Below are 13,406 nucleotides of genomic sequence, written 5' to 3'. Positions count from 1 at the left end.
AACTGTTTTTGTTATTTACTATATACGACCATATCCAGCAAAGTGTGTTTTCCAATAAGAGCTATTGATGTTAGCAACAGAAACACCACCGTCACTTGCGCTAATCATTTGATTATTACCAATATAAATGCCTACATGTGAGATACCAGCTTTATATGTATTAGCGAAAAATACTAAATCTCCTACTTGAGGTGCACTTACTTTTTTAGTTGTACTGTAAAATCCAGCTGCTGACTTACGAGCTGTAGAAATACCAGCATTATTATATACGTAAGTGACATAGCCTGAGCAATCAAAACCTGTACTCGGTTTACTTCCACCAAATGTATATTTTACGCCTAATTGTTGTTTAGCAACTTGCACTAGGTTTGTTGGTTTAGGTGTAATTGAAACTGTTGGTTTAGGTGTAGGTGTTGATATTGTTGATGTGGTATTGAGGTTTAACTTTTGTCCAACGCGAATTGTTGAAGAAGATAAGTTATTCCATTTCATCAATGTTTGATAAGTAACACCGTACTGATTGGCAATCTTCCATAAAGAATCACCAGATTTTACTGTATAAGTTGCCGCTGATGCTGTGTCAATTGTTGAAAAAAGTACAGATGAACTGAAAGCCAATGTAGCTAATTTCAATCCCCATCTATACTTTTTATTCTTTTTCATAATATGTATCCTCCTAAAAACTTTAAAAGCTTAATATATATATGATATTAACATTGTAATATTACAATAGTATGTCAATAAAATAACATTAAGGATACAAATTATACTAATGATAATTGGAAAATATATTATTTTATGGATCATCATCAAAAATCAGGGGTGATATTTGTATACATATGCCATGTATATAAGTTATTGGATGGGGACTTGGTGATTCCTATGCGGTCCTTAATGAGCATATATTTTGTTTATTTATGAAAACGAAGATGATAAAAATGAAATATTGGGGGATATTAAGTATCTGAATGAAGTTAGGCAGATGAAGGGAGGAGACCGACTCTTTGCATAATTGATTGCAAGGGACAGTCCCCATAGTTTAATTTTTTTCTTTTTGAATTGCTTTACGTGCAAGTGCATCTGCAGCTTTATTTTGCGTATCTGGAACCCATTTAATAAAAAATAAATCGAAGCTACTCGCAAGTGTAAGTGCCTGCTCAAGATAAGGTTTAAATTCCTCATTTTTCACATATTCTTTTTCCATAGAGGCAACAACAATTTTTGAATCGGAGCGCACTGAGACTAGGTTTGAACTTAGCTTTAGTGCTTCTTCAAGGCCACGTACTAAGGCTGTAAACTCAGCAATATGATTATTGGCTTGCCCTATATACTCACTGATTTGTATATGATGGCCTTCGCCTTTAATAAATATGCCAATACCACTGGGGCCAGGATTTCCTGCACTAGCAGCATCTATATATACTTCTAACATAAAATCCCTACTTTTTGATTTAGATTTTACTTTAATTGTACATCAATAGTGCTTTTTCACAATATCTAAGTAGATGTTTAATGGAAAAACAAAATAGTTGCTTGTTCAAAATGTTCACTTCATAATAGTAAGAAGCGAAATTTGGACGTGAAAGGAGCGAGAGTTCAATTTGGATAAAGTGGCGGTTATGAAAGATATTGATGAACTGCATGATACGTATTGTGCTGATTGCTTAGTGATAAAGCAATTACGAAAAGAGCGTGGGAAACATGGAGCTCATCGTTTCTGTATTGAAGCCTGCTCAGTAGGAGAGCGACTACAATTTCTCGGAGAAGAGCTCTTGAAGGTATATAGTAAATAATGTTTTTAACATATAACAGAAATGTCTTTTCTACTGTGGCAAAGCAATCATAGGTACTTAACGGACTATGTTTAAATAAAGTAAAGCTTAATGATAAAAGTTTCATTTTTGATCAATAAATAATCATATTTACTAAATTCGATGCATAAATAACAATATGTTCGGAAAAAATTGTATTGGTTGGTTACCATAGAAAAAGCTACTTTGTTGTCGGCTCACTGCCGATAACAACTGTAGCTTTTTTCTATGTAGACTAAAATGCGCCGCACACTCCAAGATTGCTTAGAGCGTGTGGCGCTATTTTAAACATTATTTAGCTGAAGCATAGTTACTTAAGTCTTGGTAGTATTTTGTAAGAGAGGAAGCTGAAATATCGAACGTCGCTGCAATTTCTTTTACTGTCATTGATAGCGACTCGAATAGCTCTTTTTCTTGACCATATCGAATCGCGCCAGCAGCAATGGCAGCCTCTTTACGCGCAGATGGTTGTCCTTCAATTAAATAGTCCTCTAAAAGCTCTAACATAGGAGCTGTTTCTCGCTCATTTTGCTCAAGGAAATCTTTAACTTGTGTGATTACATTGCTCTCAAAGTTCGTGAATTCCTCGCCTTTATAACCATTCGACACAAGTAACTCCCAGAAGGATAAATGCTCTTCTTTTAAGAATGTACTAACCTTCTTCTCAGAAGCCTCAAAATTTTGCTTAAATTGCTCAAATACTTTTGCATGATCTTCCGGGAAGAAGATAAGCGTTGAAACAGCTAAATAATACTCTGATTTTTTTGTACCATCTGGTAAGATGAATGCAAAAACATGCATACCTTCAGGGATCGGTTTGTCATTTTCACGACGAATATAAATTTCTTCATTTGTTAACACATGTGTAGCTTTGAAATATTTTTCCTCTACAACTGACACGGAACCAATAAATAGATGAGGTTGTGACCAGTCTTCTAATACTTTTACTGTAGAAGGTCTTACCGTTTTTTTCTTTATTTTCTTTAAGTAACCTTTCCAAATAGATGGCTCTTGATGGAAGAAGAAGTCGTCTAACGCGATCGCCTCAATTAGCTCTCTTTGTAGTACGCTCTCTAATTTAGGCTGCCATGTACCTACATGTTCGATATAAGCACGAACATCTTTGCGTTCTGGATATTCTAAGTAAAATGTTTGTAGTACACGCTCTAATTCTTCAATTGCTACAGCTTCTACTGTAACTTGCTGTTTACCTTCACAACATTTTTTATATTTTTTGCCGCTACCGCATGGGCATGGATCATTACGTTTTACCATAATTAGAAACACTTCCTTTGAAAATTGTTAGTCGAATATTGCTAAATAAATTGCTTACATTTAATAATAACGGTACATTTGTACGAAGGAAAATGATAGTCTATTTAGAAATATCAAAAAATGTGGATGGACGCCCTGATTCTAGTATATGTACTAAATTACCAGCTTAGAACTAAAAAAAGAAAACCATCTACGCTTTAGAAATAGCATAGATGGTTCTCGCAATGTTTAGCCTTTGATAGCTTCCATTTCTGTCGTTAATCGTTCAAGCTCTTCTATAAGGTGACCAATGTAAGCAATCGTATCTCGAAGCGGCTGGTCTGTTGTAACATCGACACCCGCCATTTGAGCTAGCTCTACAGGTGATTTCGTACCTCCAGCTTGCAGGACTGCTAACCATTCATCTACAGCCGTCTTACCTTCTTTTAAGATCCGCTTGGATACTTGTGTCGAAATTGTTAAGCCAGCGCTATATGTGTATGGATATAGGCCCATATAATAGTGTGGTTGACGCATCCAAGTTAGCTCGGCTCCCTCAGTAATATCGACAGTGTCACCCCAGAAATCTTCTAATACTGAGCGTTTTAATTGATTTAAAACGGTAGCATTCACAGCTTCTCCAGCGTCGATTAATTCATACACTTTTCGTTGATAAGCTGCCTCTAGTAAGTGTGTGACGAAGTTATGATAATACGTTTTGGACACAATATTTGAAATTACCCAACGTTTGAAGCGAAGATCATCGTTATGGGTTAATAAATAATTGGCTAGCAGCATTTCATTCATTGTCGACGGTGCCTCGATGAAGTATAAAGAAGGACGACTGTTAAAATAAGATTGATGGGCATGTGCATTCGCAAAATGCCCTGCGTGCCCAAGCTCATGAATTAAAGTGAATACCTCATTCATACGTTCATTCCAAGACATTAAAATATACGGATGACTACCATATGGACTTGAACAGAATGCCCCAGTCGATTTTCCTTTGTTTGGTGCATAGTCAATCCAGCGTTCGTTAAACGCCTTTTCGATCATCTCTTTGTAATCCTCACCCATAACGTCTAATGCTTTTTCAACATATTCTTTTGCTTCAGCTATTGTTAATTTCGGATCATAGTCTGGATCAAGGGCGATCTTTAAATCAGCAAATGTCATTTTTTCAATGCCATTTGCTTGTTGAATAAGCTTTGCGTAACGGCGCATATGAGGTGCAAGCTCTTTTGTAATAAGATCTATTTGACGATTATAAAGTGATCGATCAACATCCTGATCAAAAAGTAAGTAATCAATGATAGAGTCAAAGCCACGTAAATCCGCCATTGTTTTTTCCTGTTGAATATGTGTGTTATAGATTTTCGCAGTGGTGTGTTGATAATCGCGTAATTTATTCGTAAATGCTTGGAATGCAGCATGGCGTACTTTTGTATCAGCGTCAAACTCCCAGTCATTTTCGTATAATACAAAACTAAGTGGATGTTTTTCGCCATTGGCCTCAAACTCTCCAAAATGCATATCTACAAGCTTTGTCGTGTTATACGTTTCATATGGTGCATAAAAAGTAGAGCTAAATGCAGCTAGTGCTTTTTCTACCTCTGGATGCAGCTGATGAGGCTTTTGTTTTAATAATTCCTCTAAATAGACTTTATAATTAGGGCTCAATGTAGCAGCTTCCTCTAAAATAGACTCATCTAGAGCTAGCAATTCACTCCGTACGAAAGAAAATGTACTACTTATTTTTCCGACTGCCGTACCATATTTTGCAGCACGCATTTGGGCTTCATTATCTGTATGATCAGCTTGATTATTTAAGCTTGCATAAGTACCAATAGGAATTATGCTTTCATATAGTGCTTCATAAGCTGTTAAAACATCAATTACCTTTTGGGCATCCGTAATTGTACCTTGATACGTGCGTTCGAAATTTTTTGCATCTTCCACAAGCTTCGCTAATTCAGGCTCAAAATCCGCGTCATTTTCAAGTAAATCTGTTAAATCCCATGTTTGCTTCACTGGTACATCTTTTCGTAATGGCAATACCTCCATTAATTAACACCCCTTTTTAAGTAAGTGATTTCATTATAACGAAACTATTTCGGAAAGTGAAATGATTATAGAGAATAGTTTTAATGTTCGTAAAAATATAACAATGATGTAGAAACCTATGTTCGTGTTAGCTATAATGGATTTAAGGTAAAGGGGGGATGTAATTATAATGCAGTTAGTTTGGGAGAAACCAGATGTGTATAAGCTTAGTCACGTAAATCAAGATAATCTATGGAAGAAGTTAATTGCGGATTTGTTTGAAGATTTTTTGTTGTTCTTTTTGCCAGACTTACATGCTGAAGTGGATTTTTCAAAGCAAGTTGAGCTTTTACAGCAGGAGCTTTTCAAAGAAATTATTGAACATCGTCAAGGGCGCAAAGTAGCTGATCAAATTGCGAAGGTTCATCTGAAAAGTGGTAAAGAGCAATGGATCCTTGTCCATACAGAAATACAAGCTGTAGATGAAGTGCATTTTGCAAAGCGTATGTTTGAGTATTTCTATCGTATCAGTGATCGCTATGGTAAAAAGATTGTGGCTATTGCTATCTTTACAAATAAGAGTACAAAAAGCACGAATCAGTATCATGAAAAATATTTTGGTACAGAAATAATGTATACTTTTAACAAGTTTGTCGTGTCAGATTTTGATGAAGAAGAATTAAAAAAATCACCGAAGCTGTTTAGTAAGGCTATCCTAGCATCTATTTATTTGTATCAGACAAAAAACAAAATGAGTCTTCGGAGCGCTTACAAAAGAGTATTACTAAGCGAAGTATGGTTATTAAGTAATGTTGAACGAACAGAAATACGTGCGCTTCTTTACTTCATTGATTATTTATTAAACCTACCAAAATCTATGTCTGAGCAGCTTATAAGAGATGTAAAAGACGAAATTAAAGGGGAGGAAGAAATTTTGCATCTATCTAAAGAAGATTTACCACCGACACTTGCTGGAGTTTTGGAATTAGAAAGGCAGGAAGGAATTGAACAAACCATTAAACAAATAATCAGTGGTTTGATTGAAACGGGTGCTGACGATGAGTGGATTGCTGAAGTTTCAAAGCTTCCAGTGACAAAGATAAAAGAAATTCGTAAGGAACTTAAATAATTAAAAAGTATTTAGAATGTTGAACGAACAGAAGTAAGTGCGTTGCTTTACATCATAGATTACTTATTAAAACTATCAAGTACTATGTCTAAACAGCTTGTAAGAGAAATGAAAGATTAAATTAGAGAGGAGGAAGAAATTTTGCATCTAAATAAAGAAGATTTACCACCGACACTTGTTGGAGTTTTGGATTTAGAGAGACTGGAAGGATTTGAGCAAGGTTTCAAGGAAGGCTTTGAGAAAGGCATGAAACAGATAATCACTGGTTTGATTGAAAAGGTGCTGAGGACGAATGGATTGCTGAGGTTTCAAATCTTCCAGTGAATAATATAAAGGAAATTCGAAAGAAACGGAAATAGACTAATTGTGTCGAAAGATAAAAATGATAATCCCGCATTAGGTTTGTTGGAAGTTTTTAACATCCGATTGATGGAATTCATTTGTTTTTAAGGAATGTCTTTATAGTGGAAAATGTTTTGGTTTGTATTTACAAATGTCCTTAAAAATTGTTTGTGTCAATGAGAAAAATGTGTGTATAGTCAGCATACTTTGCAACGCATACTAATGGCTAGAATGACTGGCACATTGGAGGAGAAATAATGACACAAAACTTAAATAAACAATTGAATAAGCTTGTCGCTACATGGTCTGTACTTTATACGAAATTGCACAATTATCATTGGTATGTTACGGGAAATGCCTTTTTTACACTACATGCAAAATTTGAAGAATTATATAATGAAACAACGTTAAATTTAGATGAAATTGCAGAGCGTATTCTTTCGAAAGATGGAAAACCAGTGGCTACATTAAAAGAACATCTTGAGCTATCCTGTATAGAGGAAGCGACAGGGAATGAGACTACAGAGGAAATGGTGGCTACAACCATTGCTGATTTCCAAAAACTTATGAAAGCTTTAAATTCAACAATGGAACTTTCGGCAGAAGAAGGGGACGATCGAACAGAGGATTTACTAAATGCTATGTACCAGTCCCTTGAAAAGCATACATGGATGTTGAAAGCCTTCCTTGGTCACAAATAACCGCAAGTAAATGATAGACAATGGGAGCTCTTAGTGAGCTCCCATTGTCTATTTTTTTGACGTTTCATAAAACTATATAACCATTGTTTCAATTCGTGAACATGTATCGCAAAGAGACAACATATATTACAGTTCGATAAAGAACGGACAAAATAGGTTTTATTTATAAATAGGTAGGGTAGATATCTAGTAAGCCATAGATTAGGAGGAATTGAACATGAAGAATGAACAAAATCCGGAAATTGAAGTGGCCCATACAAGGGAAGAAATGCTTCATATTTTAGACAGTATGCGATTAGAAGCATATCAAATAGAGGACATTCACGTTATAGCAAAGGATCCGAGCCATTTTGAGGATGTAAAATGGGATCATAATGTAAAAACACATGAGGTAGGGAATTGGATGGATCATTTTAAATCATGGTTTACCGGTGAATCGGCTGTAACAGAGGGAATAAAGCGATTTGATCTTACAGAAGGACAAACAGCTTACTATGCCCATCTCGTAGAACAAGGTGTTATTGTATTATTGACTGAGCAGTCAATTGCATCTAAGACAACATAATCAGATGATTGCTAGTCGTCTTGATTCACGTGTTAGATGGAGATTTTCCTCTCAAAAAATACGTGAGCGTTTAAATGCAGAAGTAAAATATATATTTAGAATAAACAGAGTGAGTGCACGTGCATCACTCTGTTTTTTGCATAGGGAGGACTCAAAGCTGTTTAATGTACAGCTTTTTCATGTTCATGTTTTTTAATAAAGCGTAATACATGGAGATGCTCTAATTGAGCAACAAGGTTACCCAATAGAATAAAGCTACCACCTATAATTAATTTTATTGTTATTCCTTCCCCGATAAACATCATGGCAAACATCGCTGCAAAAATGGGTTCTAAGGAAAATATTAGTCCTGTATGTGTAGCAGAAGTAAACTGTTGTGCAACAGTTTGACCTACGAAGCAAAATGCACTGCAAATGACACCGAGTCCTATAATAGCAATCCAAGAAGTCGTTGAATTTGGAAGTGATGGTGTTTCGAAAATTAATGTTAAAACGAGTGCATAAAGTCCAGCAAAACCGAGCTGGTAAATGCCATAGGAAATTGATTCAACGCTCCGTGTAAATGTACTGTTTAACAGTAAGTAAATCGAATAACATAGTGCAGCGATGGCTACTAGAATATCCCCTTTTTGAAAGGTAAGTGAGCCATGAACAGTTAACACTGTAATCCCGATCATTGTGCAAACAATCGCAAAGCTAACTGCTCTTGAAGGTAGTTTCTTTTCAATAAAACTGCTGAAAATAGGTACTAAGACAACTGTTAGACTTAAAATAAATCCAGCATTTGATACCGATGTTGTTGCTAGTCCATATAAGCTTAGAACGAACACAATGAATAGTAGAAACCCTTGAATAGCTGCATATTTTAAAGTTTTAGCATTGACCTTAATCATGCGTTTATAAAAGATGATACCTGCTGCGAAAAATGCGATGATACAACGCAATGCCACCACATTATAAACCGCCAATGTTTCAAGCCCCATGACCATAAAGGTATAAGATAATCCCCAAAACATTGTCACTATAACCATTAATAAATTTGCTTTTCCTTGGACACTCATTATGCTCACCTACATTCTGTGTACTAAAACAGTTTTCATACTAAAATTTACTATATATCTTGTATTGTGATTAGTAAAACGAATGTTTATAATAATTAGTATTAAAAAAATTCATGTATATAGAGGACAAGCCAATGAGTTTAGTCAAATATGAGATTTTGAATAAAGTGGCTGAGGTAGCTAGCTTTACAAAAGCAGCAGATGCATTAGGGTTAACCCAATCTGCTGTAAGTCATGCTGTTTCAAGTTTAGAAAAGGAGTTCGGCTTTGCACTCATTCACAGAAGTCGAGCAGGTGTCACGTTAACGAGTGAAGGAGATACAATGCTAAGGGCAATGAGACATGTCCTCGATGCAGAGGAACTGTTAGAGCAAGAAGCAGCACATATACTTGGTGTTACTCGTGGGAAAGTGCGAATCGGTGTAATTTCAAGTATTTCTTCAAACTGGATGCCTGAAATTGTTCGTATTATGGACAATCAATTTCCTGGTATTCAAGTTGAATTACGTGAGGGAGATTATTATGAAATTGAACAATGGCTATTAAGTGGAGAGGTTGATGCAGGATTTCTAAATGGTCAAAAGTCTAAGCAATTTCGGTATACTGAACTACAGCAGGATCCATTGCTGTGTATTGTCTCCGATAAAAGTCCGCTTTATGATAAAGCAGAAATTGATATTGTTGAACTAGAAGATTTGCCATTTATCATGACTTCATATAAAGGGACAAATGATGTGAAAGTACTGTTAGAGCAATATCACGTGAAGCCAAATATTCGCTTTGAATTATCGGAAGAGGTAGGGATTATTTCGATGATTTCTCACCAGCTTGGAATTAGTATTTTACCAAAATTAGTGATAAATAACTTGCCACCTACGATAAAAGCCATACCTTTAAAACAAGGTGGCTATCGCACAATTGGATTAGCTATGAAACACCAAGCATCACCAGTAACGAAGAAATTTGCGGAGATATTAAGCTCCTGGTTAAAAGAACAAAATATGAAATGATTTTTTTTGGAGAGCAACATGCTCTATAAAAACAACATTGAAGCATCACATAGCATTACGTTAAAATAGTATTTGTATATTTTCAAGAAAAAAGGTGAGTGTATGGGGACATTACGAGGTAAGACCGTACTCATTACAAGTGGGGGAACACTTGAAAAATGGGATCGTGTGCGTGGGCATACGAATTTATCGAAAGGGTCGATGGGCTGTTATTTAGCTGAAGCGGCACTAGAGGCTGGGGCAAACGTATTGTATATGCATGGTTATTTCGCACAGCTTCCGACGAATAAAGATAAAATGCGTACCATTCGATTTGAAGGCATTGAAGATTTAGGCGAGAAAGTTAGACATGCTATTCAGGAAGAACAGGTGGATATCGTTATTATGGCAGCTGCAGGTTCTGATTGGCTCATTGACAAAGTGTATGACCAATGTGGGAACTTAATGGAGGAAGCAGGTAAAATGCCATCTGATGAGCCACCTATCATTCACTTTAAAAAGGCACCTAAAATTTTAGGTCAAATAAAAGGGTGGCAGTCGAAAGTTACTTTAGTGGGCTTTAAACTTGAGGCAACAGATGATGAGGAATTTTTACTGTCCCGTGCACGTCTACGAATGGAATCGGCCAACGCTCAATTTATGGTAGCTAATAGCTCACAGTCTTTATATGGTGGGGATGAGCCACACTGGATTGTACCGGCTCAAGGCGAACCGCTAAAGATTATGGGCAAGCAAAAGACAGCGAAAGCATTAATGGATGTTTTACAAAATGATTAAAACAAAAACTGTGTAGAGGTAAATATTTCTACACAGTTTTTGTTTTTTTGTACTATGAAGACTGGTGATACTTATTGGCAAAAAAAAATAAACGAAAAAATACTTCCTTTTTCTCAATTACATAGTATTCAGCTAGGTTTTATAATATTTATATTGACAATAGGTTTTCTGAATTATAGAATTATTTCCAAGAAACGTAATACTCTTATCTAAAGAGGTGCAGGACTTGGTCCAAAATGAAGCTTCGATAACAAATAGTGTAGGTCAAGTCTAATAGAGCTACCTAAGAGATAAGAGAGCTATGATTGACGTGTTGGTCTCTTTTGTACAAAAAATATGGTAAAAGAAGGTGTGTATCGGATGACTCAACAGGTAAAGGTAGATGACAAAAAACTAGAGGCAATTGCAAAGGCAATTCAAAATTTGGAATTTGGAGAAGTACACGTTACGATTCAAGATGGTGTCATTGTGCAAATTAACAGACTTGAAAAGCAAAGATTTCCACAGAAAAAGTAACCGATATGACGATAGTTGAACGGATGTTTGGAGGCCACAGAAATTATTTCCTTGTGGACATTTTTTTGTTTAGGTACTGCTAAGTGGGCTATTCTTAATAGTGATTTTGAAGGTGCTTTTCATTATATTACTCCTAGAATTACTTTTCATCAACCAAACTTAATATTTCGATAAAGGGCTGGAGAATACGACAAAAAACAGGATGATTACGATGAATCACCCTGTTTTTGCGTATATTTTCCTTGCAATAGCCTATTCATAAAAACTTTTTGGGATTTCACCAATATGTCTGCGATGATACAGTAAGGGCTCCTTCTGTGAATCATCAATTTCTAGGACCTGCCCAATAAATATCGTATGATCTCCAGCATCAATTTGCTGAGATATTTTGCATTGCAAAATGGCTGCAGTATCATGCAAAACTGGTAGACCTAAAGCAGAGGTTGACCATTTAGCCTGGGCGAAACGATCGGGAATTTTACTTGAAAATAGCGTACATAAGTGTTCTTGATTGCTCGCTAAAATATTAACAGCAAACTTCTGAGCTGCAGTAAAATATGGATGCAGCTGTGATTTTTTATCGAGCGACCATAAAATAAGGAGTGGATCTATGGAAACTGACGTAAAGGAATTGACAGTTAAGCCAATAGGTTCATTTACGTCATTACAAGCAGTGACAATTGTAACACCTGTTGGATAATTACCTAATGCAAGTTTAAAAGCAGCTACTTTGTCTGTCATTCTAATCACCTCTTCATTGATTTGCGGAAATGAAAAATCTTCTTTTGATGAACCATCGGCATCGAAATCATTTCGTTGCCGAGCATTTTAAAATAGATATCATAAAATAGCAACTTCTCAATAATTATAATATTCTTAATTTTATTTTAAACCAACAAAACTAACAGGTAAAGTATATAATAGAGGAAAAAAGGAGGTTTAGTCATGACTTTATATTTTGACCATCTAGTTCATCAAGTTCAATCGCCAGAGAATACAAAGGTTTTCTTAAATAAACGTAATATCCTTACAGTTAACGGTGGTCAACATACAATGTGGGGGACATACAATACGTTAAGCTATTTTGGATTAAACTATATTGAGCAAATAGCCATTTATGATCGTAATTTATTTGAAAATGCAGTGAAACTACCTTATTCCCTACATTATACGTTTAAAAGTGCTAACGAGCGCTATGGTTTTTCAAGAATTGCATTACGTACAAAAAAAATCGAGGAAGAGGCACAACGTTTACGTGCACTTGGCTTTGATGTTTATGGACCTGATGCTTGTAGTCGTACTAGACCGGATGGCTCCGTAGTCGAATGGAAGCTATTGCATTTTGGCAAGCCAGAGCAGGTAATTGATTTTCCATTTTTGATTGAGTGGGCTGATACAGATGAGGAACGTATTGCACAAATAAAAGCAAATGGAGCTATTGATACGAATCAATCAATAGCGATGGAATCTGTACAATTTTATGTAAAAGATGTGCAAGCTACTGTGAATTTGTGGAGGGAAGTATTACAACTACCAGAGCCTGAACAACAAGAACAGTTTATTTCCTTACAGTTACCAAATATACGTCTAGATTTTTATGACGAAGTCGCGGCAGCTACTATGACGCTAGGCCATTTAAATGAAGGGCCGATTGGGGTTACACTTACGGATACTGACAGAACGAAGGAAACGCTAGTTTTTCCAGGAGCATTTTATTGGATCAATCGCTGAAGTTAGCGTATTTAGATGATAAAGCAACGCTAATACAATTAAGAGCATTTGAAAAAAAAGGAGCCGTTCATCCAACGAACAGCTCCCTTGTGATTAAAATTTAACAACATTTGACGCCTGTGGTCCTCGATTACCTTCCACTACATCAAATGATACCTTTTGACCTTCTTCAAGTGTACGGAAGCCTTCCTCTTGGATTCCCGTAAAATGTACAAATACATCTTCTCCATCATCACATTCAATAAAGCCATAACCTTTTTCATTATTGAACCACTTTACGATTCCCTGTTGCATAAGCATTCGCCTCCCATGCGCTTGAAATGTAGAATAAAATCAATTAAGTCGTGACATAACCTGCGAAAATGTGAAAAAATGCATTTTCATTAAGAACATACATGAATTGAGCAAAGTTGTCAATTGATTGTCGAAATGCTTGTATAACTAACTATGATTTATTTCACAATAA

The 13,406-nt window shown here is 35.8% G+C and carries 16 protein-coding genes; 9 read left to right on the top strand and 7 right to left on the bottom strand.

The features are described from left to right. Positions 1-18: 18 nt before the first annotated feature. Positions 19-663 (bottom strand): C40 family peptidase, encoded by a 645-nt coding sequence (locus ACIQLB_RS00200; protein WP_400719599.1) that lies wholly within the window; start codon positions 661-663, stop codon positions 19-21. A 376-nt stretch (positions 664-1,039) separates the two neighbouring features. Continuing rightward, positions 1,040-1,432 (bottom strand): ribonuclease HI family protein, encoded by a 393-nt coding sequence (locus ACIQLB_RS00195; protein ID WP_400719597.1) that lies wholly within the window; start codon positions 1,430-1,432, stop codon positions 1,040-1,042. Between the two features lie 169 nt (positions 1,433-1,601). Between ACIQLB_RS00195 and ACIQLB_RS00190 the strand changes: the two genes are divergently transcribed. Further along, positions 1,602-1,793 (top strand): zinc-finger domain-containing protein, encoded by a 192-nt coding sequence (locus ACIQLB_RS00190; protein ID WP_400719595.1) that lies wholly within the window; start codon positions 1,602-1,604, stop codon positions 1,791-1,793. Between the two features lie 309 nt (positions 1,794-2,102). Here the strand turns inward: ACIQLB_RS00190 and ACIQLB_RS00185 are convergent, their stop codons facing one another. Beyond that, positions 2,103-3,086, bottom strand: a complete 984-nt coding sequence (locus tag ACIQLB_RS00185) for an SEC-C domain-containing protein (protein ID WP_400719593.1) — start codon at positions 3,084-3,086, stop codon at positions 2,103-2,105. A gap of 228 nt (positions 3,087-3,314) precedes the next feature. Continuing rightward, the gene (pepF, locus tag ACIQLB_RS00180; protein WP_400719591.1) at positions 3,315-5,129 is read right to left on the bottom strand and encodes an oligoendopeptidase F; all 1,815 of its coding nucleotides are present in this window, start codon (positions 5,127-5,129) and stop codon (positions 3,315-3,317) included. A 169-nt stretch (positions 5,130-5,298) separates the two neighbouring features. Between pepF and ACIQLB_RS00175 the strand changes: the two genes are divergently transcribed. The 4 genes from ACIQLB_RS00175 to ACIQLB_RS00160 all read left to right on the top strand — a co-directional run bounded on the left by ACIQLB_RS00175 (position 5,299) and on the right by ACIQLB_RS00160 (position 7,845). Continuing rightward, entirely contained in the window at positions 5,299-6,237 is a 939-nt protein-coding gene (locus ACIQLB_RS00175; RefSeq protein ID WP_400719589.1) for an RpnC/YadD family protein, read from the top strand. Positions 6,238-6,378: 141 nt separating this feature from the next. Next, a complete protein-coding gene (locus tag ACIQLB_RS00170) occupies positions 6,379-6,561 on the top strand; it encodes a hypothetical protein (protein ID WP_400719587.1) in 183 nt (60 codons plus the stop codon). 275 nt (positions 6,562-6,836) lie between these two features. Further along, positions 6,837-7,280 (top strand): Dps family protein, encoded by a 444-nt coding sequence (locus ACIQLB_RS00165; protein WP_400719585.1) that lies wholly within the window; start codon positions 6,837-6,839, stop codon positions 7,278-7,280. A 217-nt stretch (positions 7,281-7,497) separates the two neighbouring features. After that, positions 7,498-7,845 (top strand): general stress protein, encoded by a 348-nt coding sequence (locus ACIQLB_RS00160; protein ID WP_400719583.1) that lies wholly within the window; start codon positions 7,498-7,500, stop codon positions 7,843-7,845. A 161-nt stretch (positions 7,846-8,006) separates the two neighbouring features. Here ACIQLB_RS00160 and ACIQLB_RS00155 read toward each other — a convergent pair whose 3' ends face one another. Next, positions 8,007-8,906, bottom strand: coding sequence for a DMT family transporter (locus ACIQLB_RS00155; RefSeq protein ID WP_400719581.1), 900 nt, complete (start codon positions 8,904-8,906; stop codon positions 8,007-8,009). 134 nt (positions 8,907-9,040) lie between these two features. On the opposite strand from ACIQLB_RS00155, the gene ACIQLB_RS00150 reads away from it, so the two are divergent. The 3 genes from ACIQLB_RS00150 to ACIQLB_RS00140 all read left to right on the top strand — a co-directional run bounded on the left by ACIQLB_RS00150 (position 9,041) and on the right by ACIQLB_RS00140 (position 11,209). Next, complete coding sequence (locus tag ACIQLB_RS00150) at positions 9,041-9,916, top strand: LysR family transcriptional regulator (protein ID WP_400719579.1); 876 nt, start codon at positions 9,041-9,043, stop codon at positions 9,914-9,916. A gap of 102 nt (positions 9,917-10,018) precedes the next feature. Further along, a complete protein-coding gene (locus tag ACIQLB_RS00145; protein WP_400719577.1) occupies positions 10,019-10,693 on the top strand; it encodes a phosphopantothenoylcysteine decarboxylase domain-containing protein in 675 nt (224 codons plus the stop codon). 360 nt (positions 10,694-11,053) lie between these two features. Next, positions 11,054-11,209 (top strand): YezD family protein, encoded by a 156-nt coding sequence (locus tag ACIQLB_RS00140; protein ID WP_370043566.1) that lies wholly within the window; start codon positions 11,054-11,056, stop codon positions 11,207-11,209. A 252-nt stretch (positions 11,210-11,461) separates the two neighbouring features. Here ACIQLB_RS00140 and ACIQLB_RS00135 read toward each other — a convergent pair whose 3' ends face one another. Beyond that, entirely contained in the window at positions 11,462-11,950 is a 489-nt protein-coding gene (locus ACIQLB_RS00135) for a flavin reductase family protein (protein ID WP_400719574.1), read from the bottom strand. Positions 11,951-12,154: 204 nt separating this feature from the next. On the opposite strand from ACIQLB_RS00135, the gene ACIQLB_RS00130 reads away from it, so the two are divergent. Beyond that, positions 12,155-12,940 carry a VOC family protein gene (locus ACIQLB_RS00130; protein ID WP_400719572.1) on the top strand — a complete coding sequence of 262 codons (786 nt, stop codon included), beginning with the start codon at positions 12,155-12,157 and terminating at the stop codon, positions 12,938-12,940. A 93-nt stretch (positions 12,941-13,033) separates the two neighbouring features. Here ACIQLB_RS00130 and ACIQLB_RS00125 read toward each other — a convergent pair whose 3' ends face one another. After that, the gene (locus ACIQLB_RS00125; protein WP_079560081.1) at positions 13,034-13,234 is read right to left on the bottom strand and encodes a cold-shock protein; all 201 of its coding nucleotides are present in this window, start codon (positions 13,232-13,234) and stop codon (positions 13,034-13,036) included. Positions 13,235-13,406 lie beyond the last annotated feature (172 nt).

The organism is Lysinibacillus sp. NPDC092081, from assembly GCF_044755845.1.
Taxonomy (GTDB): domain Bacteria; phylum Bacillota; class Bacilli; order Bacillales_A; family Planococcaceae; genus Lysinibacillus.
Note: the sequence above shows the minus strand (reverse complement) of the source record. Positions and strands in the feature narration are given on the sequence as shown.

Excerpts from the sequence above, each read along its gene's own strand:
- ACIQLB_RS00155 (WP_400719581.1), bottom strand. The coding sequence starts at position 8,906 with ATGAGTGTCCAAGGAAAAGCAAATTTATTAATGGTTATAGTGACAATG.
- pepF (WP_400719591.1), bottom strand. The coding sequence starts at position 5,129 with ATGGAGGTATTGCCATTACGAAAAGATGTACCAGTGAAGCAAACATGG.
- ACIQLB_RS00195 (WP_400719597.1), bottom strand. The coding sequence starts at position 1,432 with ATGTTAGAAGTATATATAGATGCTGCTAGTGCAGGAAATCCTGGCCCC.
- ACIQLB_RS00175 (WP_400719589.1), top strand. The coding sequence starts at position 5,299 with ATGCAGTTAGTTTGGGAGAAACCAGATGTGTATAAGCTTAGTCACGTA.
- ACIQLB_RS00185 (WP_400719593.1), bottom strand. The coding sequence starts at position 3,086 with ATGGTAAAACGTAATGATCCATGCCCATGCGGTAGCGGCAAAAAATAT.
- ACIQLB_RS00130 (WP_400719572.1), top strand. The coding sequence starts at position 12,155 with ATGACTTTATATTTTGACCATCTAGTTCATCAAGTTCAATCGCCAGAG.
- ACIQLB_RS00125 (WP_079560081.1), bottom strand. The coding sequence starts at position 13,234 with ATGCAACAGGGAATCGTAAAGTGGTTCAATAATGAAAAAGGTTATGGC.
- ACIQLB_RS00160 (WP_400719583.1), top strand. The coding sequence starts at position 7,498 with ATGAAGAATGAACAAAATCCGGAAATTGAAGTGGCCCATACAAGGGAA.
- ACIQLB_RS00200 (WP_400719599.1), bottom strand. The coding sequence starts at position 663 with ATGAAAAAGAATAAAAAGTATAGATGGGGATTGAAATTAGCTACATTG.
- ACIQLB_RS00140 (WP_370043566.1), top strand. The coding sequence starts at position 11,054 with ATGACTCAACAGGTAAAGGTAGATGACAAAAAACTAGAGGCAATTGCA.
- ACIQLB_RS00165 (WP_400719585.1), top strand. The coding sequence starts at position 6,837 with ATGACACAAAACTTAAATAAACAATTGAATAAGCTTGTCGCTACATGG.
- ACIQLB_RS00135 (WP_400719574.1), bottom strand. The coding sequence starts at position 11,950 with ATGACAGACAAAGTAGCTGCTTTTAAACTTGCATTAGGTAATTATCCA.
- ACIQLB_RS00150 (WP_400719579.1), top strand. The coding sequence starts at position 9,041 with ATGAGTTTAGTCAAATATGAGATTTTGAATAAAGTGGCTGAGGTAGCT.
- ACIQLB_RS00145 (WP_400719577.1), top strand. The coding sequence starts at position 10,019 with ATGGGGACATTACGAGGTAAGACCGTACTCATTACAAGTGGGGGAACA.